Source organism: Azospirillum palustre, assembly GCF_002573965.1.
In the GTDB taxonomy this organism is placed as follows: Bacteria; Pseudomonadota; Alphaproteobacteria; order Azospirillales; family Azospirillaceae; genus Azospirillum; species Azospirillum palustre.
This window is the reverse complement of sequence record NZ_PDKW01000038.1, coordinates 352779-373367: the sequence shown is the minus strand read 5'-3', so window position 1 is coordinate 373367 and position 20589 is coordinate 352779. Positions and strand designations below refer to the sequence as shown.

Genomic DNA, 20589 nt, shown 5'->3' with positions numbered 1-20589 from the left:
CCCGCCGTGGCCAAGCCGCGCGATAGAGAAAAGCCGGGCAGCCGGAATCCGGGAAGCGTCACCCTGACCGAGGTCGCCGGCCATGCCGGGGTGTCGCGCTCGACCGTGTCGCTGGTGCTGCGCGGCAGCCCGCTGGTGGCGGCGGAAACGCGCGAGCGGGTCCAGGCCGCCATGGCGGCGCTCGGCTACATCTACAACCGCGGCGCCGCCAACCTGCGCGCCGCCCGCACCCAGACGGTCGGGCTGCTGGTCTGCGAACTGAACAACCCCTTCTATGCCGAGCTGACGGCGGGGGTCGACGACGTGCTGGACACCGAGGGCTTCGTCGCCTTCATCGCCAACACCGCCGAGCAGACCGACCGGCAGGACCGCTTCCTGCAACGGATGCGGGAGCACAATGTCGACGGGGTGATCCTCTGCCCGGCCGCCGGGACGGACGGCGAGCTGCTCGACCGGCTGGACGGCTGGCGGCTGCCCTGCGTGCAGGCGCTGCGCTTCGTCTCCGACAGCCTGGAGTCCGGCCGGGGGCGGGACTATGCCGGGGTCGATTATCAGGCGGGCATCGAGACGGTCATCGATCATCTCGTCGCGCTGGGCCATCGGCGGATCGCCTTCGTCGGCGGCACCTTGGACCATTCCGCCTACGCCGGGCGGCATGCCGGCTTCACCGCGGCGATGCGGCGGCACGGGCTGGCCGACGACCTGGTGCTGCGCTGCCCGCTGACCCGGCGGTCGGGTGCCGGGATCGCCGACGATCTGCTGAATAGGCCGCAGACACCCACGGCGGCGCTCTGCTACAACGACGTGGTGGCGCTCGGGCTGATGCTGGGTCTGGAGGCGCGCGGTCTCAGGGCCGGGCGCGATCTGGCCGTCACCGGCTTCGACGACGTGCCGGAAGCGGCGCTCAGCCGGCCGGCGCTGACCACCGTCGCCACCTCCGCAAGGCAGATCGGTCAGGAGGCCGCCCGGCTGCTGCTGCGCCGGATCGCCGATCCGCAGGGTCCGCCCGAGCGGATCATCCTGCCGGGCCGGCTGGTCGTCCGCCAATCCTGCGGCTCTCCCTCCTCTTCCCTCCATCACAGAGATTTGTCATGACCGATACCGTCGAGGCCCTGATCGAGGCGCGCGAGACCCGCCAGTGGCTGACCGGGCTGGACAACCGCCCCGCCAGCGAAGCGGAGGCCTACGAGATCCAGGACGCCGTCGCCCGCCGCCTGGGCCCCGTCACCGCCTGGAAGGTTGGCGCCGCCACGCCCGACGCCGAGCCGTTCCGCGCGCCGATCAACGCCGCCACCGTCTTCGAAGGCACCGATCACCTGCCGGCCAATCTGTTCCAGGTCATCGGCGTCGAGGCGGAGATCGCCTACCGCTTCGCCCGCGACCTGCCGGTGCGCGAGCAGCCCTACAGCCGGGACGAGGTTCTGTCCGCCGTCGCCTCGGTCCATCCCGCCTGGGAGATCGTCGACACCCGCTTCGCCGGTTTCGGCAGCCAGGACCGGCTGAGCCACATGGCCGACCAGTTCAACCACGGCGCCCTGATCGTCGGGCCGGCCATCGCCGACTGGCGCGCGCTCGATCCGGTGACGGAGACGGTGACGCTGGAGATCGATGGCGAGACCAAGGTCGATGTCGTCGGCGGCAACAGCGCCGGCGATCCGGTCCGCCTGCTGGTGTGGATGGCCAATGTCGGCGCCCGCAGCTTCGGCGGCCTGCATGAGGGCGAGGTGGTGACCACCGGCTCCTGCACCGGCACCATCTTCGTCGAGCCGGGCAGCAAGTCGGTCGCCCGCTACGGCACCATGGGCACCATCACGCTGAAGGTCGATTGAGGGGTATAAAGCCCTCTCCCGCCTCTCGCACAAACTTCGTTTGTGCTGACGGCGTCAGGCGGATCGAAGATCCGCTGAGAGCCCCGGGAGAGGGAGGGGACCCACGAAGTGGGGAGGGTGAGGGGTTGGTCAAGAATCAAGGAGCGCATGGTTCCTTGGATCGCCCCTCACCCTTCCCACCGCTTCGCGGCGGGCCCCTTCCCTCTCCCGGGACGGGAGAGGGAGCCGCCACTCACGGCAGCAGATGCCCCAGCCGCTGGCCGAGTGCGGTCAGGCCGCTGGAAGCCGGGACGTCGGCGCCGGCGACCAGATCGACCTGCCGGCGGACGGCGCCGTCATAGTCGATGCGCAGCCGGCCGACCACGTCGCCGCGATGGACCGGGCTCGGCAGCGGCTCGGCCAGGGTGGCGACGACATGCAGGCTGTTGCGGTCGGCCGGCGCCATGGTGACGGTGACGTCGTCGGCGACCGTCACCGGAACGCTGTCCTCCTCGCCCATCCACACCGGGGCCTGCTCCACCAGTTCGCCCTTGCGCAGCAGAGGGTAGAGCTTGAAGCTGTTCCACGCCCAGTCGAGCAGCCGGGTCGGTTCGTCGTTGCGGGCCTGCGGGCTGGGCAGGCCGTTGACCACTAGAACCAGCCGGCGCCCGTTGCGCTCCCCCGACGCGGTCAGGCCATAGCCGCCGACCTCGGTGTGGCCGGTCTTGATGCCGTCGACGCTGACGGGGTGGTAGAGCAGCGGGTTGCGGTTGCCCTGGCGGATGCCGTTCCAGGTGAAGTTCCGCTCCGACTCATAATGGTAGAATTGCGGAAAGTCGCGGATCAGGTGGGTGGCGAGGGTCGCCAGATCGCGGGCGGTGGTGTAGTGGCCCGGATCCGGCCAGCCGCTGGCGTTCATGAAATGGCTGTCGGCCATCCCCAGTTCGCGCGCCTTGGCGTTCATCATCGAGGCGAAGGCGGATTCGCTGCCGGCCAGCCCTTCCGCCAGCGCCACGGCGGCGTCGTTGCCGCTGTCGATCAGCAGGCCGCGCAGCAGATCCTCCACCCGCACCGTGCTGCCCAGCTTCAGGAACATGCGCGAGCCGCCCATCTTCCAGGCGGTCTGGCTGACCGGGACGCTGGTGTCGAGCGTCGTCCGGCCATGGACCAGCGCGTCGTAGGTCAGATAGGCCGTCATCATCTTGGTCATCGAGGACGGCGCCATGCGGGTCGTCCCGTTCTTGTCCAGCAGCACCTCACCGCTGGAGAGGTCGACCAGATAGGCCTGCTTGGCCGCCGTGTCCGGCTGGGACAGCGCGAGCGCCGGGGCGGACAGCAGGATGGCGGCCACGAGCGACAGGCAGCCGGCCAGAGTGCGGAGCAGCGGCCGCGGATTGACGACGATCACCCTTGTGGATCCCCTGAGGCGGACGGATGGGTCTTGTGACGGCCGTTTCCATGGACCATCGCCGCGCCCTCTGCATCACTTATTTTCGTGGGGGATTGCAGGTCTGTCCGGCGTAATCCCACACACCTGTCCTCAGGCCGGATCCAGCAGCCGCGGCCCGGCGCCGGCGTCGCCAAGCTCGTCCCACGGGTTGCGCAGGGGGCAGTCGCGGATCGACAGGCAGCCGCAGCCGATGCAGCCGTCCAGATTGTCGCGCAGCCTGGTCAGCTTGGCGATACGGTCATCCAACTCCTCCCGCCAGCGCTCCGACATGCGGCGCCAGTCGGCGGTGGTCCGGGTGCGGTCCTCCGGCAGGGCGTTCAGCGCGTCGGCGATGGAGGCCAGCGAGATGCCAAGCCGCTGCGCCACCTTGACCACCGCCACGCGGCGCAGCACGTCGCGGGAGAAGCGGCGCTGGTTGCCGGGATTGCGCCAGCTCCGGATCAGCCCCTGCGCCTCGTAGAAATGGATGGTCGAGACCGCCACGCCGGACCGGCGCGCCACCTCCCCCACCGTCAGGTCCTTGTCGTATTCCTCCGGCGACAGCATTGCGGTCCTCCCCTTTCCTGCAACCCTCCGTCCCGCCAGTCTGGCGGCTTTTCCGCTTGACCTCAAGTTCTGTTGAGGTTTTAGCCTGCCCCGACTTTGCCGCTTGAATGGGCAAAGTGCCGGTTGGGCAATCAAAATTTTGGGCCAGGGGAATGGGGACCGAATGACCAGGGGAAAGCTTGCCGCCCTGCGCGAGCGCTTGGCGGGCTTGGGTGCGGTGGTGTTCCGGCCGATCCTGCCCGGCGCCACGCTGCGCGACCGCCTGATCGCCTGCTGCGGCGCGCTGCTGGGCATCGCCGCGACGGGGCTGCTCTGCCGCAACATGCTGACCTACATGTCGAGCGCGCCGGTCCTGGTGGCGCCGATGGGGGCGTCGGCGGTGCTGCTGTTCGCCGTGCCGGCCAGCCCGCTGGCCCAGCCCTGGTCGATCGTCGGCGGCAACACGCTGTCGGCCATCGTCGGGGTGCTGGTCGCCGCCGTCATTCCCGACCCGATGCTGGCCGGGGCCGCCGCGGTGGCGCTGGCCATCGCCACCATGTCGCTGACCCGCTGCCTGCACCCGCCCGGCGGCGCCGCCGCGCTGACCGCGGTGCTGGGCGGGCCGGCGGTGACCGAGATGGGCATCAAGTTCGCCTTCTTCCCGGTCGCGGTGAATTCCATCCTGCTGCTGACCGCCGGGCTGATGTTCCACCGGCTGTCCGGCCACCGCTATCCGCACAAGGCGGTCAACACCCACCGCACCAACGATCCGCCGCCGCAGCTGCGCCCCGGCCTGACCCAGGGCGATGTCGACGGCGCGCTGCGCACGCTGGCCGAGACGCTCGACGTCAGCCGCGACGACCTGGGCGCCCTGCTGGTCAATGCCGAGCTGCACGCGCTGGAGCGGCTGCATGCCGACATCACCTGCCGCGAGATCATGTCGCGCGACCTCGTCACCGTCACGCCGGACACCCATCCCCAGCTGGCCCGCGCCCGGCTGCTGGAGCACGGCTTCCGCACCCTGCCGGTGGTCGATGCGCAGAATGCCGTGGTCGGCATCGTCGGGCACGAGCAGCTGTCGCATGGCGATGCCCTGCACCACGGATCGCGGGTCGCCACGGTGATGGCGCCGGCAGTGACCGAGCTGCCCGACACCCCGGTCTTCGGCCTGCTCGGCCGGCTGTCCGACGGCCGCACCCACGATGTGGTGATCGTCGACCAGAACCGGCGCGTGCTGGGGATGATCACCCAGACCGACCTGCTGGTGGTGCTGGCCCGAACCGCGCTCGCCCGCGCGGTGCAGACCGGGGTCGATGGGCTGAACGATGCCTTGCCCCGCGGTTACCTGCGCGATGTGACGGCGGGCCGGGCGTAACGGCCCGGCTGCGGGGGATCGGCGGCGATTCTTGAACTCTGGTGACGGGAGTCCGGAAGGCGTAGTCCGAAGGGTGGAGGCGTCACCAGAGTTCAAGAATCGGAGCGGTGCGCGTCACCAAAGTTCAAGAATCGGGGCGGCATCAGGCGATGCGCGCGACCACCCGCTCGTTGATCGGCGGACGCGACGGGTGGAGGATCAGCCCTTCGCCCGATTCCTCGACACGGGCGTCCGGATAGGCGGCCATGGCGTATTTCAGATTCGGGATGAACTTGGTCTTGAACTGGCGCACCAGGGCATAGCCGGCGCCGAACTGGCCGTGCAGCGCCGCCCAGGTGATCGGCGTCGGCTTGTCCAGCGAATGCAGGCGGTAGGCCAGCCAGATATAGACGTCGAGCGCCATCGACTTGCCGCTGATCGCCTTCAGCGCCTCTTCCGCCACCGGAACCGGGTGCTCGCGCAAGGCCTTGAAGAAGCTGTCGCTGAGCCGCACCGTCTCGGTGAACAGGGTGCCCTGGCGGTCGTCGGGCCGGCGCAGCTGGATGGCGTCGGCGACGATCGATTCCTTGCTCTGCCGCCGTCCGCCGTCGGCGTCGGTGAAAAAGGTCAGGTGGCAGGCCGACAGGCGCGCGGCCTGATCCTCCACGTCGCGATAGGCCTTGCCGCAGATCGGGATGTCCATGCGCTTCAGCCAGTCATGCATGGAGCCGCCAAGCTCGACCTCCGGATTCCCGGTCTGAATCGCACGGGTCTGGAGATAGAGCAGAATCATGCGCGCCCGGCTGCCGTAAGGAACGCCGATTCGGCGGGTGACGCCGTTGCGGTCCTCGATCACGCCGGGCTGGATGACCAGCTTCACCTTGTGGCCGGGCCGTTCCCAATGCTGGTCGTCGGGAAGCTGGCGGTGCGGCAGCGCGGTCTGGCAGAATCCGGCATAGGTGATGCCGAGCTTGCCGTTTTCCGCGGCCTGGACCGCCGCGGCGATGTCGATCAGCGGCCGTTCCTCGTCCGAAACGAGGGCCAGCGCGCCGTCGCGTCCGTGAGTCTCGATCAAACGATGAATGCTGCCCATGCCGACCTCCAGCTTTTGGCCAGCGTGACCGTCCTGTGACGGGCCGATGACCGAACCTGCCAGATACAACACCCCGGATCGCGCCGAAGGCAATTTGAACCTTGGTGACGCAGGCTATTTGGAACCTATTTGGAATCAACTATTAGATTCGTCACCAAAGTTCAGGGGATAAGTCCGAGTCGCGTCACCACAGTTCAAGCCAGGCGTCACCAGAGTTCATGGGGAAGACTGAGGCGCCTGTGGACGAATCGCGGCAGGGAACGGGCCGTTCGTTTGAACCTTGGTGACGCTGACCTTGTCGATTCGAGACCGGAGTCGGCCTTCGCTGCCTGTGGAGCGTCACCAAAGTTCAAGGATTCCAGGGAGCTGGTATGGGTGGAGTGACGGGCTGCGCGCCCTTTGCCCGGTCCGTTGCCTGTTGAAGGTCATGCGCTTTCCGTCATGCCCGCGAAGGCGGGGATCCGGGCGGATTCTCGTCAAGTGGTTGATTTGAATAGAAACATGCCTTTGCGGGGCTGGCGGAGGAGGTGAGGCGACGTTCGCTCCACCACCCGTCATCGGGTTCCACAGTCCGGGCGTCACCAAAGTTCAAACGCCCGGTCGAGTCGAATCCATGTCGAGTCGAGGCCCGGAGCGTCACCAAAGTTCAAACCCTGCAAGCGCCCAGCGTCACCAAAGTTCAGGAGTCACGCCGAGTCGGTCCGGCTGTCGGCGTCACCAAAGTTCAAACCCGGACCGGTCCCCCTTGCCCCGGAAGCGTCACCAAGGTTCAGGACTCCGGCTGCCAGGGAACAGGCCGGCCACGGCGGAGTTTCCTTGCCCTGGGGCCTGACTGGCCGGAGGGGGCGACAGGATGCGGGATACCATGGCTGAAACATCCGGGGCTGAAACATCCGGGGCCGAAACATCCGGGGCGGCATCGGCGGGGGACAGGGAAGACGGGGAGTCGGGGAAGGTCGTCCTTGCCGCCATCGCGGCCAATCTGGCGATCACCGTCACCAAATTCGTCGCGGCGCTGATCACCGGCAGCGCGTCGATGCTGAGCGAGGCGGTCCATTCCCTGGTCGATACCGGGAACGAGGCGCTGATGCTGGTCGGGCTGAAGCGGTCCAAGAAGCCGCCCGACGAGCGCCACCCGTTCGGTTACGCGCGCGAGCTATATTTCTGGACCTTCGTCGTGGCGCTGGTGATCTTCGCCGGCGGTGCGGTGGTCTCCATCTATGAAGGGGTGGAGAAGATCCTCCATCCGCAGCCGGTGGAGTCCGCCTGGATCAACTTCGTCGTGCTGGGCGTCGCCTTCGTGATGGAGGCGATCAGCTGGGTGGTGGCGCTGCGCGCCTTCAACGCCGACCGAGGCGAGGCCGGCGTGTTCGAGACCGTCCACGCCAGCAAGGACCCGACCGTCTTCATCGTCCTGTTCGAGGACAGCGCCGCCCTGGTCGGGCTGGTCATCGCCGCCGCCTGCCTGTCGGCCGATCTGCTGCTGGACCAGCCGGTCTATGACGGCGTCGGGTCGATCCTGATCGGGCTGGTTCTGGCCGCCACCGCCGCCTTCCTCGCCTATGAGACGAAGAGCCTGCTGATCGGCGAGGCCGCCCGCCCCGACCTCGTGCATGGGGTGCGTGCCCTGGTGCGGGAGGAGGAGGCGGTCGACCATGTGAACGAGGTGCTGACCATCCATCTCGGCCCCAAGGTGGTGATCGTCAATCTCAGCCTGGATGTGCGCGACGAGGTCAGCGCCGGTCAGGTGGAGCGGACGCTGGCCCGCATCGAGCGCCGGGTGAAGGAGCGTTTCCCAGAGATCCGCCGCGTCTTCACCGAGGTGCGGGCGGCCGGCGACCGTCCAAGCCTTGCAGACGGCTGAACCTTGCAATAGGCCGAACCGACACCACATGCCGGGCAGAGCGCAATCAGGATGGAGCAGCCCTGCCCGGCAGGCAGGGACCCGATGAACACTTCGCCAAGCGGCCCCAGACGGCCGCGGGGGATCGGATCTCCGGTCGCCCGCGGCGCACCCATATCTTACTGCATGAGCGATCCGGTCGTTCCCGTGCTGCCCGTCTTGGTGCATGGCCCGACCGATGCCTGACGCGCATTACGCTGCCGGCTCTTCTTACCGTCACCTGTTCTGTCGAACGCGGGGTGCCCCAGGCGCCGGCCGCGTGACGACTCATGCCCATTTTTCCAAGGAATCCTTCGATGCTCTCGTTTGAGATCGCCATCATCGTTGCGTTGACGCTCCTCAACGGGGTGTTCGCCATGTCCGAACTGGCCGTCGTCTCCTCGCGCAAGGCCCGGCTCCAGCATCTGGCCGACCAGGGCGACCGCGGCGCGCGGACGGCGCTGCGGCTGATCGAGGAGCCGAGCCGCTTCCTCAGCACCGTCCAGATCGGCATCACCCTGGTCGGCGTCGTCGCCGGCGCCTATGGCGGCGCCACGCTGGGCGACCGGCTGGGCCAGTGGCTGGACGGCTTCCCTGCCCTGGCCGGCAAGGGCGAGATCCTCGGCGTCGGCGGCGTGCTGGTCGTCATCACCTATCTGTCCATCGTGCTGGGCGAGCTGATTCCGAAGCGCATCGCCCTGAAGAACCCGGAGCGGATCGCCGCCCTCATCGCCCCGCCGATGCGCGCGCTGTCCCGCATCGCCGGCCCCTTTGTCTGGCTGCTCGGCGCCTCCACCGACCTGCTGCTGCGGCTGCTCGGCCTGCATGGCGCGCGCGAGGAGACGGTCACCGAGGAGGAAGTCCGCTCGATGATATCCGAAGGCACCGAAAGCGGCGTCTTCGCCCCGGCCGAGAAGGAGATGATCGACGGCGTGCTGCGGCTGGCCGACCGCACGGTGCGCAGCATCATGATCCCCCGCCCGGACGTCGCCTGGCTCGATCCGGGCAAGCCGCAGGCCGAACTGCTGGAGGCGATCCGCAGCTTCGGCCATTCCCGCTATCCGGTGTGCCGCGGCACGCTCGACGAGCTGGTCGGCGTCGTCCACACCCGCGACCTGCTGGGCATGGTCGTCGAGGGCCGCCCCTTCGACCTGGAGGCCGGGGCCGCCAAGCCGCTGGTGGTGCATGACGGCACGCCGATCCTGAAGCTGCTCGACCTGATGAAGAACTCCGGCCACCATCTGGCGATGGTCGTCGACGAGTATGGCAGCATCGAGGGGTTGGTCACCCTGACCGACATCCTGGAGATCATCGCCGGCGACCTGCCGGAGGCCGGCGAGGCGGTGGAGACCGCGGCGATCCGGCGCGAGGACGGCTCCTGGCTGGTCGAGGGCTGGATGCCGGTGGACGAGTTCGAGGACACCGTCGGCTTGCGCGGCTTGCGCGATGCCGGCGACTTCCACACGCTGGCGGGTCTGGTGCTGCACCGGCTGGGCCATGTGCCGCAGGCCGGCGAGTGGTTCGAGTGGAACGGCGTCCGCTTCGAGGTGGTCGACATGGACGGCCGCCGCATCGACAAGGTGCTGGTGATGCCCAGGGGCGAGCAGCCGGCCGACACGGAGGAGTGAGTCCAGTCGCCGACCGAGGGAGCGGGGGTGCATTTGTTGTTGCAACTCCGCACGGGCTCCATTGACAAAGTTCCGGCAACTTGCTCAGACTCCGCCCGGCCGCCGATGGGGGGCAGAGTCCAAAGCGGAATCACGGGAGTGCGGTCGATGGGTGGCGGGGGCGACGAGATGCGCCAGTTGCGCGAGCGCCGCGGCGAGAACCAGACGCAGTTCGCCGATTGGCTGAACGGGCAGCTCGGCCGCAGCTATACCAAGGCGCGGATCAGCCGCTGGGAAAGCGGGGCGGAACGCATCCCGCAGCAGCTCGTCGATTTCCTGACCCGCCACAAGGCGGACGGCCGGCCGCGCTCCGCCACATATCTGGCGGTGGCCAACCAGAAGGGCGGCGTCGGCAAGACCGCCACCGCCGTCAACCTCGCCTATGCCCTGACCGAGGGCGGGGCGCGGGTGCTGCTGATCGACTGCGATTCCCAGAGTAACGCCACCGTCCATGTCGGCATCGGCAACGCCGCCATCGTCGCCTTGGAGCAGCAGCGCAAGACACTCTATTATGTTCTGCGCTCGGAAGAGCCGCTGACCTCGGTGATCATGCCGACGACGGAGAGCGGGCTGGACCTGGCGCCGGCCGGGCTGTCGCTGGCCGATGCCGACGTGGAGCTGGCGGCCGATTCCACCGGCGGGCTGATCCTGCGCGAGAAGCTGGACGAGGTGCGCCACTCCTACGATTTCGTGGTGATGGACTGCGCGCCCAACCTGGGGCTGGTCACCGCCAACGCCCTGTCTGCGGCGGAGCTGGTGGTGGTGCCGGTGCAGACGGAGGCGCTGGCCCTGCTGGGCGTCAAGCGGCTGGTCGACACCATCGGCCGCATCCGCCGCCGGGTGAACCCGTCCCTGCGCATCGCCGGCATCATCCCGACCATGTACAACGACCGGCTGACCCAGGACCGCGCGACGTTGCAGGAACTGCACGAATCCTACGCCGGTCAGGTGCCGGTCTTCGATCCCATCCCGCGCGCCACCGTCTATGGCAAGGCGGCGGCGGCCGGCATGATCACGCTGGCCGGCGATCCCAAGGCGCCGGGGGCCGAGACCTTCCGCGAGGTGGCGCGCCAGATCCGCGCCTATGCCCAGAACCGGGAGACGACCCATGTCGCGTAAGTTCGAACGCAAGACCCGCGAGCTGCTGGGCACTGCGACCGAGCCTGCGGGCGCCGCGATGGGGGGTATGGCCGGCGGGCTGACGGTGGGCAGCGACCGGCTGTTCGGCACCTCGGCCGGCTTCCCGCATGTGGTGGAACTGGACCTTGCCCGCGTCCACCGCAATCCCGACCAGCCCCGCCGCCATTTCGACGAGGCGGAGCTGCGCGGCCTCGCCTCCTCCATCGAGCGGCACGGGCTGCAGAACCCGGTCTTGGTCCGTCCCCTGCCCCAGGGCGAGTATCTGCTGATCGGCGGCGAGCGGCGGGTTCGTGCGCACGAGATGCTGGGCCGCAAGACGGTCTTCGCCATCCTGACCTCCGGCGATCCGGACGAGATCGGGCTGATCGACAATGTCCAGCGCGTCGATCTGAACGCGGTGGAATATGCGGCGGCGCTCGCCCGGCTGATCGACAAGCACGGCTATACCCATGACGAGCTGGCCGCCGTCGTCGGGCGCGACCGCACCGACGTGACCAAGCTGCTGGCGATCATGGGGCTGCCGGATGAGATCCGGGAGGAGTATGCGACCGGGTTCGCCCATGTCTCCCGCTCGGTGATGATCGAGATCGCCGCCGCCCCCGCCGGGTTGCAGGCCGGGCTGTGGAAGCGGGCCAAGGAGGGCGCCAGCGTCAAGGCGGTGCGGCAGGCCAAGCGCGACCATGCCCAGGGCGGCGGCGCGGACGACACGCCGGCGCAGGAGCCGGATGCGAAGGAGGCGGTGCGGGCCTTGCAGGCCAGCGTGAAGCGCATTCTGCGCGACGTGGCGGTGGTGCGTGAACAGCGCCGCCATCTCGACCCCGACAACCGCGACCGGCTGGTCCGGCTGCGGGCCGAGATCGACGCCATTCTGGACGAGGGCGTCTAGAGTGTGATCGGTTCAAGCGGAATCGCTTGAAGCGTGAATCACACGGAAAGCCAAAAGCTTAGAATCTGTCTGACGCTCAATGAAGCATCAGACAGATTCTAAACGCCCTCCCCCATCAGCGACTTGGGTTCCAGGAAGGCGTCGAGGCCGAAGCTGCCATATTCGCGGCCGATGCCGGATTGCTTGAAGCCGCCGAAGGGCGCCTTCGGATCGTGGGCGAGGCTGTTGATCAGCACCCGGCCGGCGACGATGCGGTCGGCCACCCGGCGGGCGCGGGCGGTGTCGCCCGCCAGCACATAGGCCTGAAGGCCGTAGATTGTGTCGTTGGCGATGGCAACCGCCTCCTCCTCGTCGCCGTAAGGGATGATGGAGAGGACGGGGCCGAAGATCTCCTCGCGCGCGATGGTCATGTCGTTGCGGACGCCGGTGAACAGGGTCGGCCGTACGAACCAGCCGCCGGAAAACTCCCCTTGCCCCTCCGGCCGCCCTTCCCCGCCGGCCAGCAGGATGGCGCCCTCCCCCACCCCGATGCGGATGTAGCGCTGAACCCGGTCCCACTGGGTCCGGCTGACCATCGGACCGACGGTGGTTGCCGGATCGCGCGGGTCGCCGGTGCGCACCGCCTCGACCGCCGCCTTGGTCAGCGCCTCGATCTCGGCGAGGCGGCTGCGCGGAGCCAGCAGGCGGGTGCCGGCGATGCAGGCCTGTCCGCTGTTCATGAAGGCGGCGCTGACCGCCAGCGGGATCGCCCGCGACAGGTCGGCATCGTCGAGGATGATCGTCGGCGACTTGCCGCCCAGCTCCAGCGTCACCCGCTTCAGCGTGTCGGCCGCCGCGCGCAAGATCGCCTTGCCGGTGGCGGTGGAGCCGGTGAAGGAGATCTTGGCGACGTCCGCATGGCTGGAGATCGCCGCCCCCACCCGGTCGCCGCGTCCGGTCACGATGTTGACCAGGCCGGGCGGCAGGCCGGCGGCATGCAGCGCCTCGGTGACGATCTGCGTCTGGCGGGCGCTCATCTCGCTGGGCTTGATCACCGCGGTGCAGCCGGCGGCGATGGCGGTGGCGAGCTTGCCGCAGATGAAGCCGGCATTGCTGTTCCACGGCGTGATCAGCCCGGCGACGCCGAGCGGCTCCATGCTGACCTCGGCCGTGCCCATCCGGCGGACGAAGGGATGATCGGCCAGCAGCGCGGCGGTCTCGCGGAAGGCGTTCACCGGGTGGTCGACCATGAAGCCGGCGCGCGAGGCCGGGGCGCCATACTCCTCGATCACGGCGTCGAGCAGCTCGTCGCGCCGGGCGGCCACGGCATCGCCCATCCGATGCAGCAGGGCGATGCGCTCCGCCTTGGCCGTCCGGGAGAAGGCGGGAAAGGCGCGTTTGGCGGCGGCGATGGCGGCGTGCGCATCCTCCTCGTCGGCAAGGCGGACGCGGCCGGTGACGGCGCCAGTCGCCGGATTGTGCAGGTCGAACAGCTCCGTCCCATGCGGGGTGACGAAGTGGCCGTCGATATAGATGCTGTCGATCTGGTGCATCGGGCTCTCCCGGAACGGTGAATGGGGGGTGGCCATTCAGGTGGCACAGGGGCGGCCGGGTGATAAGGTGGACAATCCCGCATGCATCGGTGAACGGATCGGGACAATGAGTGTGACCGGACTGACGGAGCTGGAAGCCGTGCAGGCCGTTGCCCGGCATCGCGGTTTCCGTGCCGCGGCGGCCGAGCTGGGGATGTCGCGCTCGGCGCTCAGCCATGCCATCGCGGCGCTGGAGGAGCGGCTGGGGGTGCGGCTGTTCCACCGCACGACGCGCAGCGTGGCGCTGACCCAGGCGGGCGAGCAGTTCGTCGCCGACACCGCCCCTGCCCTGCGCGACATCCGCGCCGCCATCGACCGGCTGTCCGACCATCGGTTGGGGCCCGCCGGAACGCTGCGCATCAACAGCTCGGCCGGGGCGGCGCGGATGATCATGAAGCCGGTCATCTTGGAATATCTGCGCCGCTATCCCGAGATGACGGTCGATCTCGTCACCGAAGGGAAGCTGGTCGACATCGTGCTGGAAGGCTTCGATGCCGGGGTGCGGCTGGCCGAGCAGGTGCCGCAGGACATGATCGCCATCCCGCTCGGCCCCGACCTGCGCTTCGCGGTCGTCGGCACGCCAGAGTATTTCGCCGGCCGCGCTTTGCCGGAGACGCCGGCCGACCTCGTCGGGCACCGCTGCATCCGCAGCCGCCTGCCGAGCGGCGCCCTCTATCGCTGGGAGTTCGAGCGGCATGGCGAGGCGGTCGCCATCGACGGCACCGGGCCGTTGATCCTGGACGATGCCGACCTGATGCTCGACGCGGTGCGCGGCGGGCTCGGGCTCGGCTATCTGGCGGAATGGCATGTCGCCGACGACATCGCCGCCGGCCGCCTGCTGCGCGTGCTGGAGGACTGGACGCAGCCGTTTCCGGGCTTGTGTCTTTACTACTCAGGCCGGCGCCATCTGCCGCCGGGGCTGCGGGCGCTGGTGGATCTGGTGCGGGAGCTTGGCGGGCGGCGGTAGGGAGCGATGTGGACCCATGTGGGACGTCCCACAATCCCCTCTCCCTCGACCCGGTGGGACGCGCGGCAAAGGCAGCGGAGATGTCACTCTCCCGGTCGGTGTTGACCCTCCCCGCGCCGCTGCCGCGCACACCGCGCTAGCCTGCCGGGCGCCGTCCAGCCAGCGTCGGCTCTCTTTGGCCGCCACCGGCTTGCTCCGACGCTCCGTGCGCCGGCCAGCCTTACGCCGGAGAAAACACCCATGGATCCGCAATCGACGGCCGCCAGTTTCGACAAGACGGGACGGAAGATACTGAACCGTCCCTGGTTTGGCGGAGGATCTTTAGCTTGAGTTACGCCACCATGGCGACGTCCTTGGTTTGAGTATAGTCGCGCGTTTCGGCCTCGGCAGGAGGAATGTTACCGATGGGTTCGAGCAGGCGCCGGTCGTTGAACCATTCGACCCACTCCATGGTGGTGAACTCGACGGCCTCCAGGGTGCGCCACAGTCCGCGGCGCCGGATCACCTCGGTCTTGTAGAAACCCAGGGCGGTTCATGATGTTCAATCAAAAATAATAAGTGATTCTCGCAATTTTGCGACATTGGGGGAAATGATTTTGGCGATGATGTGTTTAGGTTGATCGCAGACAGGCTTGTTCGATGCGTTGATCCCCCTCAGGCATGCTCGTCGCGTCCGCTGGCGATGTGGGGCGTCCCACATTCGCTGCGGCTTTTCCGTCCCATGGCCTTTCTCCCCCCTGCCTTGCTCCCTACTGCCACCCCGCCCGTGTGTGATGGTCGATCCGTTCCCCAGGGATTCGACGAGAATGATCGACAACGCCTCCGACATCGTCGCCACGCGACTGCGTGCCGATGAACGCCCTCCGTGTTCGGCACGAGAGCAGTGGGCTGGGGGAGGGGCTCGTGCGTCAGCGAGAGGGCACCGACTCCATCCTATGCAGGAAAGAGCTTTCCATTCCAGTTTGCCGTAGATGATCGATGATGGATATGGCCGTTGGGCGATCCATTTGCTTGAGCATGGCGGAAAACAGGAGTGCGTATTCATTTTCGATGCGGGTCGCAAACACACCTGGATCGTCGGTGTTGATTGAGAACAGTCCGGCATCGTGATCGCAACGCAAATGCCGCAGCAACGGATGCTCCTCCATCGAGCCTACGGCGCCGGTGGCCAGATTGCTGGTTGGATTGGCTTCGATGACGATCCCCCTGGCGCGCAGATCGCGCACCACCGCGTCCTGCAAGCAGGTGGTGACCTCGTGGAGATCGTCCAGAATGTTTGCCCGCTCGGCGTCGGCCCAGTCATGCCGCCTACCTCTGACACCAGGATCGTACAGGTGACTTGCGAAGAGCCGGTCCTCGCGGGACGTCGCCGCACCGATGCTCGCCGGGGGCAGGCCGTACCGCCGCTTCTGGAGGCCGCTGAGCAGAGGGATATCCACCGGCGTGTCGTAGATCAGTTCCGACAGGCGGCAGATCGCGTTTTCGACCTTGATCGTCGCGGCATGGTCCAGGCAGCCGAAGCTTTGCCCCCGATGATACAGCCAGACGAGATTATCGAGCAGAATGCCGTTCATGATGTGCAGCGGCGCCCCGCGCTTACCCGCGGCTCCCTTGGCGTCGGCTCCGATGGCAAGGCCGTGGCCAAGCCGATCCCCGCTTTCCAGCAGGAAGCGGCCGACGCAGTCCATATGCCGAAGACCATCGACGATATGATAATAGTCCTCGCCGACATGATAGGTCTGTCCCAGAACCGGGAGTTCGAGGGGATGGCGGTGCGCGCCGCGTTCTCTCAGGCGTTCCCAATGTTCAAGCCGGATCATGCCCTTCTCCGACAGAATATCCTGTCCGCGAAGCTGCCTGAGGAATGGCGAGAAAATCTCGGGAGGGCAGCCACGCTCCATATTGGCGACGTCGATGCCGACGATGTGGCGGGCGAGGTCCCAATGCTGGAGGCGGAAGAGGTGAAGCACCGCGCTGTGGCGGTCCAGAAGACGCCGTAAGCCCGAAAACAGAGGGCCGTCCTTCGTTTCCTCCGGCTTCCGGATGAAATGAACGACGAACCCGATGCGAAGGCGTCCCTCCGCGCATCTCCGCTTCAGATCGGGATAATCATTCAGCAGTTTTTCCCAAAGGGAAAAGGCAGTGAAGTAATCACGCACATGTTTTTTTGGCGCGATCCGCAATTCTATGTGTTGCAGGTCGGATGGTTCGGTGGCGAAGTCGACGAGCCGCCGCATGCGCTCCAGGCGCGCTCGCTTGCAGCGTTTCTCCGCCCTGGCTTCGGTCAGGGATTCTCCGCGGTCGAGATATTGGCGGAACCGGCTGAGGCCCGCTCCCGATCCTGAAAACTGCTGCTGCTCGCTATGGAAAAGGTTCTTGGCGAACAGGTAGGTGTCCCAGAGGCGCAGTTCCTCGTCGCTGAAGAAGTCCTCCCGCACCTGGCGCCAGACCGTGAGCAGGAAGTACCGCTCATTCAGGAGATAAGTCGTGCCGGCCGCCCCCTGAGCCGGGGATGCGACATGCATCTTCACCCGGTCGATCAGATCCTTCCGGCATTGCACCGCTTGCTCGACGATCCGCCTCTCGAAGCGCCGCCGTTCCAGCCGCTCGGGATTGTTGACGATGGCCTGCATGTCGCGGTGGGAATAGCGGGGGATCGCCTCGATGCGGTCATGACCGTGCATCAGGCGCGCCCACAACAGGGGAATGGGATCGCTGGCCTCGAAATGCACATGGGTATCGGCGACCCCGCGCCGCAGGATACGCTCAAGATCATTGTCCTGGGCCGTGGGGAACACCCCCCAGCCCCGGAGCGATTCCAGGATCCGGCCGGGTTCGAGCGTGTCCGGCACCTGATCCAGCAGCGCGTAGGTCAGCAGCGCGTCATGATCGAGCCGGGCCGTCGCCATGCGCCAGGCGTGGAAGCTGTCGATGGCGATCCGGGGACGGCCCTGGAGAAAGGAAACCTTGATCTCCCCGGTCTTCAGCACCGCTCGATACCAGTCCGACAGGGTGGCGTGGCTCGCGGCAAAGTACTGCACGGACCCCTGCAGATCGTGCAGGTGCCTGCGCCTGTCGCGGTAAAGGAGATAGTCGGCGAAATCATCGAGCCACTGGCTTTTGCCCCGTGGCAGGCGGATCACCCCTTTTTCAAGGCGTGCCCGCCATGTGATGAGTTCGACCGCGATCTCAAGGTTGGTTAAGCCGCGCATAAATCGCCTCTGCGCTTTCGCGGCTCATGCGTGTCAGTTTGCTGAGCGTGTCAATGAATCTCTGCCCGTCCGCGTAAACGGTCTGCACGGGGATTTCGCTTTTGGACTCAGGATTGGAAGGGATCATCTCAATTGTCTTTTCAATATCCGCCTTGATGTCATTGAGGCGATCTTCCGCAAAATCTGGAAAATGCCATTGCCGGAGATCGGCCTTTTCCAGATAGCGCTCAGGCGCGTTCTCAGGCTCCGTATTTTCCGGTTCGGTTTTTGCGGAATGGTGGGAGTCCGGGCGCGTCGCGGATGGCTTACCCACCCGTCCATCCGCGCTGTCTCCGCTGTCCGCTTCGTTCAAGATCTCCGTCAGCAGCGCAAGCGCATGTTCAAGCGCCCCCCGGATCGTTGTCCATGACGCTTCCCGGTTATGGTCGCCTCCGCGATCGCAGCCGAGCCGCCACATCGGCTCCACCACCGGGGTCAGGCTCCAGGCCAGCAGGATGGCCGTGCGCCGGCTGCGCTTGCGGATGATGGTGTCCGTATGCTGCGCAAGTCGGGCGAGACGTCTGGATTCCTCTTCACGGAAGCTGAAACCCAAATCCGGGATGAATTCCTGCACTTTGATGGATTTGTAGTCGGTGCCCAGAAGACCGAGATGAACCGCCAGGATCCAGACGGTCCGGAAGAAATTGCGTTCCTGCTCCTCGGCATCCAGCGCCGTCCACGTGTCGAGATATTCATTGAAGCGGGTGAATTCGGTTCCTTGATATATTCTTTCTATCTTCGACCACTCAAGTGTTCCCCATCCTTCCGGAAACATGCTCTTCAAGCTTTCCAAGAGAGTCTGCCCCTCTTTTGGGCGAATCAGGGCAAAGAGTGCGAGATGGAGTGGGATGAAATTTTCACTCTTGCTGAAGTTTACTTCATCTTCGTCCAGATCGGACCTGAGCCGATGCGAAACACCTGTGCTGGATGAAGCCAGGAAGTCCATTGCCTGGTTCAGAGTAGACAGTTCGATTGAATAGCCGCTACGGTCATTCGGCACTTTGCTGATCTGTATCCGAGGGGTGGCTTCCGCCAGATCCCGGCGAATTTTCGCTGCCAGCATGTCGAGATGCCGGAACTGGTAGATATACAGACAGGATCGCGGCAGCAGCCCGTCACGGAAATGGCCGTTGATGCCCAACTCCGGTGTGGGCAAGAGGTTCTTGCCGGTTTTTTCGAGGGGAATGTCGATTTCCAGCGGCAACCAGCGCTGCAATGCCGGCACCTTGCGGCAATCGAGCTGAGTCATCGCGATCTTCACATCGAGCCAGAAGTCGATCAGATGCTCGGTGAAGGCATCCATGCGGGTGCCCGGCTGCCGTGAATTATCCCACTCCCATTGGGTTTCGCTTTGCCGCGCCACTTCGAACAAGTCATGGGAGTTCGCGCGGAGTTGATGAATCGACCAAGCCTTGTGATAGGTCAGCAGAACATCGAGGATCGGATTGTGTTCCGTGCACGGCAAGGCGACCTTCGCGCCGAGCCGGGTGAACTGGTCGTGGAACAGGCCGTTGAGGAATTGGACATAGCCCCGAACCGTGTCGGTGACCAGGGCACTGTGCGGCGCGTTCAGCAGCCACCATGCGATGCCTTCATCCCAGGCCGATTTCGTCACCTCTCTCGGATCCCTCTCCTTTCTCCGGTGAGCGAAGAAATGCATCACGCACAATTGCGTGAAGCTGAGCCCGAGTAGCCTGTCCAGTTGGACGCGGTCGCGCAAATCCAGATGAGACCTCAGGCCTGGCGGAAAGACCTTGTCGATCTTGGCGAGAACCATCTGACGACAGTCGTTGTAGAACGACTGTACATTCGTGCTCCGCCGGCCGGAGCCATACTGCCAATCATTGTCGAGCCAGCCCAGCGCCTTCGTCAGGCGCGGATTGGCCACCAACGCCTCCTGGACCATGCCTTCGACGAGCCGGTCGAGATCGGCGGCGACGATGGTCACGGTGCGGGGATGCACCATGTATTGGCGGATATCCTCGACGACCCGCTGCCCGGCCTCGGGCTGCAAATCCATGTCGTCGAAAACCAGCACCAGGATCTCATATCCCAGCGTATCCAGAAACCGGTCGACGAAGCCCAGCCAGGCGTCGATGCGCATGTGGGCGTGCAGATTGAATTTGGCCCGGTTCTTGGCGTAGTCATCGAAATCCAGCGCATCCTGCGCAAGAGCCTTCATACCTTCGCGACGGGAGAAGGTCCAACCGACCAGAACTTCGTCCCGGAACTCCTGTTGCGTCGCCTCCAGATTCTTCCTGTCGTCCGACTCCCCGGGGATACGGGTGATTTCCTTTATGAGGCGGTCCTGCACCGCGGCGAACACAGCTTCCATCGGCGATTCGTGCGCTTCGAGATTGTTCGGAAGCGCCACGCGCAGCAGCAGGGCGGTGCGCGGCGGCTGAGCACCGCCACGTCGATCGCTTTCTTCCAGCGTGAAGATTTGCCTCTCGATGCAGCCGACGAGGTAATTCAGGACCGTGGTCTTGCCGCTTCCCCGCCCACCATTGATCAGAAAACAGTTGTGTGGCCGGCTGTGCGGCATGCCGGACGAGCGCCACCTTGCGGTGCGCTCCATACGGCCGGCCCGATAATCTTCACCGTTCGGCGAATGGGTCGTGCGCCCGTTCAGCCGTGTCGTTCGGTAACGCTCCTCGTCCGTTTTGCGGGGCGAGGAGCGGTCCAGCTCCGACTCTCCGGCGATGGTCTGGATGCTGCCAAGAATCCGTCTTACCGCATCCCTCTGGGACTCGAACAGGCGATCGGCGTCAATGGATGGTACGGCTGCCCTGGAAAGCTGACCAACATGCTTGAGGAACTCGAAAGCCTTACCATCATCCACGACCATTATCGGCACCATATGTGACTGGCGGTTGACGGAATGATGCATAAATCGTTCTGGATTGTAAACCTCGTGAGCGGCACCGCGCATAGCGCGAGATGAGGCAGATTCATTCTGCGGACCGAAGAAGCGCCACGACCGCCCGTCCGAAGA

14 protein-coding genes and 1 pseudogene are annotated in these 20589 nt (G+C 66.2%); 8 read left to right on the top strand and 7 right to left on the bottom strand.

The features are described 5' to 3' along the window. The first annotated feature begins 6 nt into the window (after positions 1-6). Both CRT60_RS05450 and CRT60_RS05445 read left to right on the top strand, forming a co-directional pair. A complete protein-coding gene (locus CRT60_RS05450; RefSeq protein ID WP_098735415.1) occupies positions 7-1095 on the top strand; it encodes a LacI family DNA-binding transcriptional regulator in 1089 nt (362 codons plus the stop codon). Continuing rightward, positions 1092-1829 (top strand): 2-keto-4-pentenoate hydratase, encoded by a 738-nt coding sequence (locus CRT60_RS05445; protein ID WP_098735414.1) that lies wholly within the window; start codon positions 1092-1094, stop codon positions 1827-1829. The genes CRT60_RS05450 and CRT60_RS05445 overlap by 4 nt, the downstream gene beginning before the upstream one ends. A 232-nt stretch (positions 1830-2061) precedes the next feature. Here the strand turns inward: CRT60_RS05445 and CRT60_RS05440 are convergent, their stop codons facing one another. Both CRT60_RS05440 and soxR read right to left on the bottom strand, forming a co-directional pair. Then, positions 2062-3216, bottom strand: a complete 1155-nt coding sequence (locus CRT60_RS05440; RefSeq protein ID WP_098735413.1) for a D-alanyl-D-alanine carboxypeptidase family protein — start codon at positions 3214-3216, stop codon at positions 2062-2064. Between the two features lie 132 nt (positions 3217-3348). Then, positions 3349-3804, bottom strand: a complete 456-nt coding sequence (soxR, locus tag CRT60_RS05435; protein ID WP_098735412.1) for a redox-sensitive transcriptional activator SoxR — start codon at positions 3802-3804, stop codon at positions 3349-3351. Positions 3805-3967: 163 nt separating this feature from the next. Between soxR and CRT60_RS05430 the strand changes: the two genes are divergently transcribed. Next, positions 3968-5158, top strand: a complete 1191-nt coding sequence (locus CRT60_RS05430; RefSeq protein ID WP_098735411.1) for an HPP family protein — start codon at positions 3968-3970, stop codon at positions 5156-5158. Between the two features lie 142 nt (positions 5159-5300). Here CRT60_RS05430 and CRT60_RS05425 read toward each other — a convergent pair whose 3' ends face one another. After that, a complete protein-coding gene (locus tag CRT60_RS05425) occupies positions 5301-6230 on the bottom strand; it encodes a replication protein RepA (RefSeq protein ID WP_098735578.1) in 930 nt (309 codons plus the stop codon). Positions 6231-7095: 865 nt separating this feature from the next. On the opposite strand from CRT60_RS05425, the gene CRT60_RS05420 reads away from it, so the two are divergent. The 4 genes from CRT60_RS05420 to CRT60_RS05405 all read left to right on the top strand — a co-directional run bounded on the left by CRT60_RS05420 (position 7096) and on the right by CRT60_RS05405 (position 11805). Continuing rightward, positions 7096-8094, top strand: a complete 999-nt coding sequence (locus tag CRT60_RS05420; RefSeq protein WP_098735577.1) for a cation diffusion facilitator family transporter — start codon at positions 7096-7098, stop codon at positions 8092-8094. A gap of 335 nt (positions 8095-8429) precedes the next feature. Beyond that, complete coding sequence (locus tag CRT60_RS05415) at positions 8430-9740, top strand: hemolysin family protein (RefSeq protein WP_098735410.1); 1311 nt, start codon at positions 8430-8432, stop codon at positions 9738-9740. A 147-nt stretch (positions 9741-9887) separates the two neighbouring features. Continuing rightward, positions 9888-10898 (top strand): AAA family ATPase, encoded by a 1011-nt coding sequence (locus tag CRT60_RS05410; protein ID WP_098735409.1) that lies wholly within the window; start codon positions 9888-9890, stop codon positions 10896-10898. After that, positions 10888-11805, top strand: coding sequence for a ParB/RepB/Spo0J family partition protein (locus CRT60_RS05405; RefSeq protein WP_244592286.1), 918 nt, complete (start codon positions 10888-10890; stop codon positions 11803-11805). Before CRT60_RS05410 ends, CRT60_RS05405 begins: the two co-directional genes overlap by 11 nt. Before the next feature lie 98 nt (positions 11806-11903). Here CRT60_RS05405 and CRT60_RS05400 read toward each other — a convergent pair whose 3' ends face one another. Beyond that, positions 11904-13337, bottom strand: a complete 1434-nt coding sequence (locus CRT60_RS05400) for an aldehyde dehydrogenase family protein (protein ID WP_098735408.1) — start codon at positions 13335-13337, stop codon at positions 11904-11906. A 106-nt stretch (positions 13338-13443) separates the two neighbouring features. Between CRT60_RS05400 and CRT60_RS05395 the strand changes: the two genes are divergently transcribed. Continuing rightward, a complete protein-coding gene (locus CRT60_RS05395) occupies positions 13444-14343 on the top strand; it encodes a LysR family transcriptional regulator (protein ID WP_098735407.1) in 900 nt (299 codons plus the stop codon). Between the two features lie 331 nt (positions 14344-14674). Here CRT60_RS05395 and CRT60_RS05390 read toward each other — a convergent pair. From CRT60_RS05390 to CRT60_RS05380, 3 genes and pseudogenes are all read right to left on the bottom strand, one after another. Further along, positions 14675-14875, bottom strand: a pseudogene (locus CRT60_RS05390) (IS3 family transposase); the annotation flags it as partial. Between the two features lie 376 nt (positions 14876-15251). Next, positions 15252-17555, bottom strand: a complete 2304-nt coding sequence (locus tag CRT60_RS05385; RefSeq protein WP_098735406.1) for an amidohydrolase family protein — start codon at positions 17553-17555, stop codon at positions 15252-15254. Beyond that, entirely contained in the window at positions 17533-20484 is a 2952-nt protein-coding gene (locus tag CRT60_RS05380) for a hypothetical protein (protein WP_143273095.1), read from the bottom strand. The genes CRT60_RS05385 and CRT60_RS05380 overlap by 23 nt, the downstream gene beginning before the upstream one ends. Positions 20485-20589 lie beyond the last annotated feature (105 nt).

Excerpts from the sequence above, each read along its gene's own strand:
- CRT60_RS05380 (WP_143273095.1), bottom strand. The coding sequence starts at position 20,484 with ATGCATCATTCCGTCAACCGCCAGTCACATATGGTGCCGATAATGGTC.
- CRT60_RS05425 (WP_098735578.1), bottom strand. The coding sequence starts at position 6,230 with ATGGGCAGCATTCATCGTTTGATCGAGACTCACGGACGCGACGGCGCG.
- soxR (WP_098735412.1), bottom strand. The coding sequence starts at position 3,804 with ATGCTGTCGCCGGAGGAATACGACAAGGACCTGACGGTGGGGGAGGTG.
- CRT60_RS05385 (WP_098735406.1), bottom strand. The coding sequence starts at position 17,555 with ATGCGCGGCTTAACCAACCTTGAGATCGCGGTCGAACTCATCACATGG.
- CRT60_RS05445 (WP_098735414.1), top strand. The coding sequence starts at position 1,092 with ATGACCGATACCGTCGAGGCCCTGATCGAGGCGCGCGAGACCCGCCAG.
- CRT60_RS05420 (WP_098735577.1), top strand. The coding sequence starts at position 7,096 with ATGGCTGAAACATCCGGGGCTGAAACATCCGGGGCCGAAACATCCGGG.
- CRT60_RS05400 (WP_098735408.1), bottom strand. The coding sequence starts at position 13,337 with ATGCACCAGATCGACAGCATCTATATCGACGGCCACTTCGTCACCCCG.
- CRT60_RS05395 (WP_098735407.1), top strand. The coding sequence starts at position 13,444 with ATGAGTGTGACCGGACTGACGGAGCTGGAAGCCGTGCAGGCCGTTGCC.
- CRT60_RS05410 (WP_098735409.1), top strand. The coding sequence starts at position 9,888 with ATGGGTGGCGGGGGCGACGAGATGCGCCAGTTGCGCGAGCGCCGCGGC.
- CRT60_RS05430 (WP_098735411.1), top strand. The coding sequence starts at position 3,968 with ATGACCAGGGGAAAGCTTGCCGCCCTGCGCGAGCGCTTGGCGGGCTTG.
- CRT60_RS05415 (WP_098735410.1), top strand. The coding sequence starts at position 8,430 with ATGCTCTCGTTTGAGATCGCCATCATCGTTGCGTTGACGCTCCTCAAC.
- CRT60_RS05405 (WP_244592286.1), top strand. The coding sequence starts at position 10,888 with ATGTCGCGTAAGTTCGAACGCAAGACCCGCGAGCTGCTGGGCACTGCG.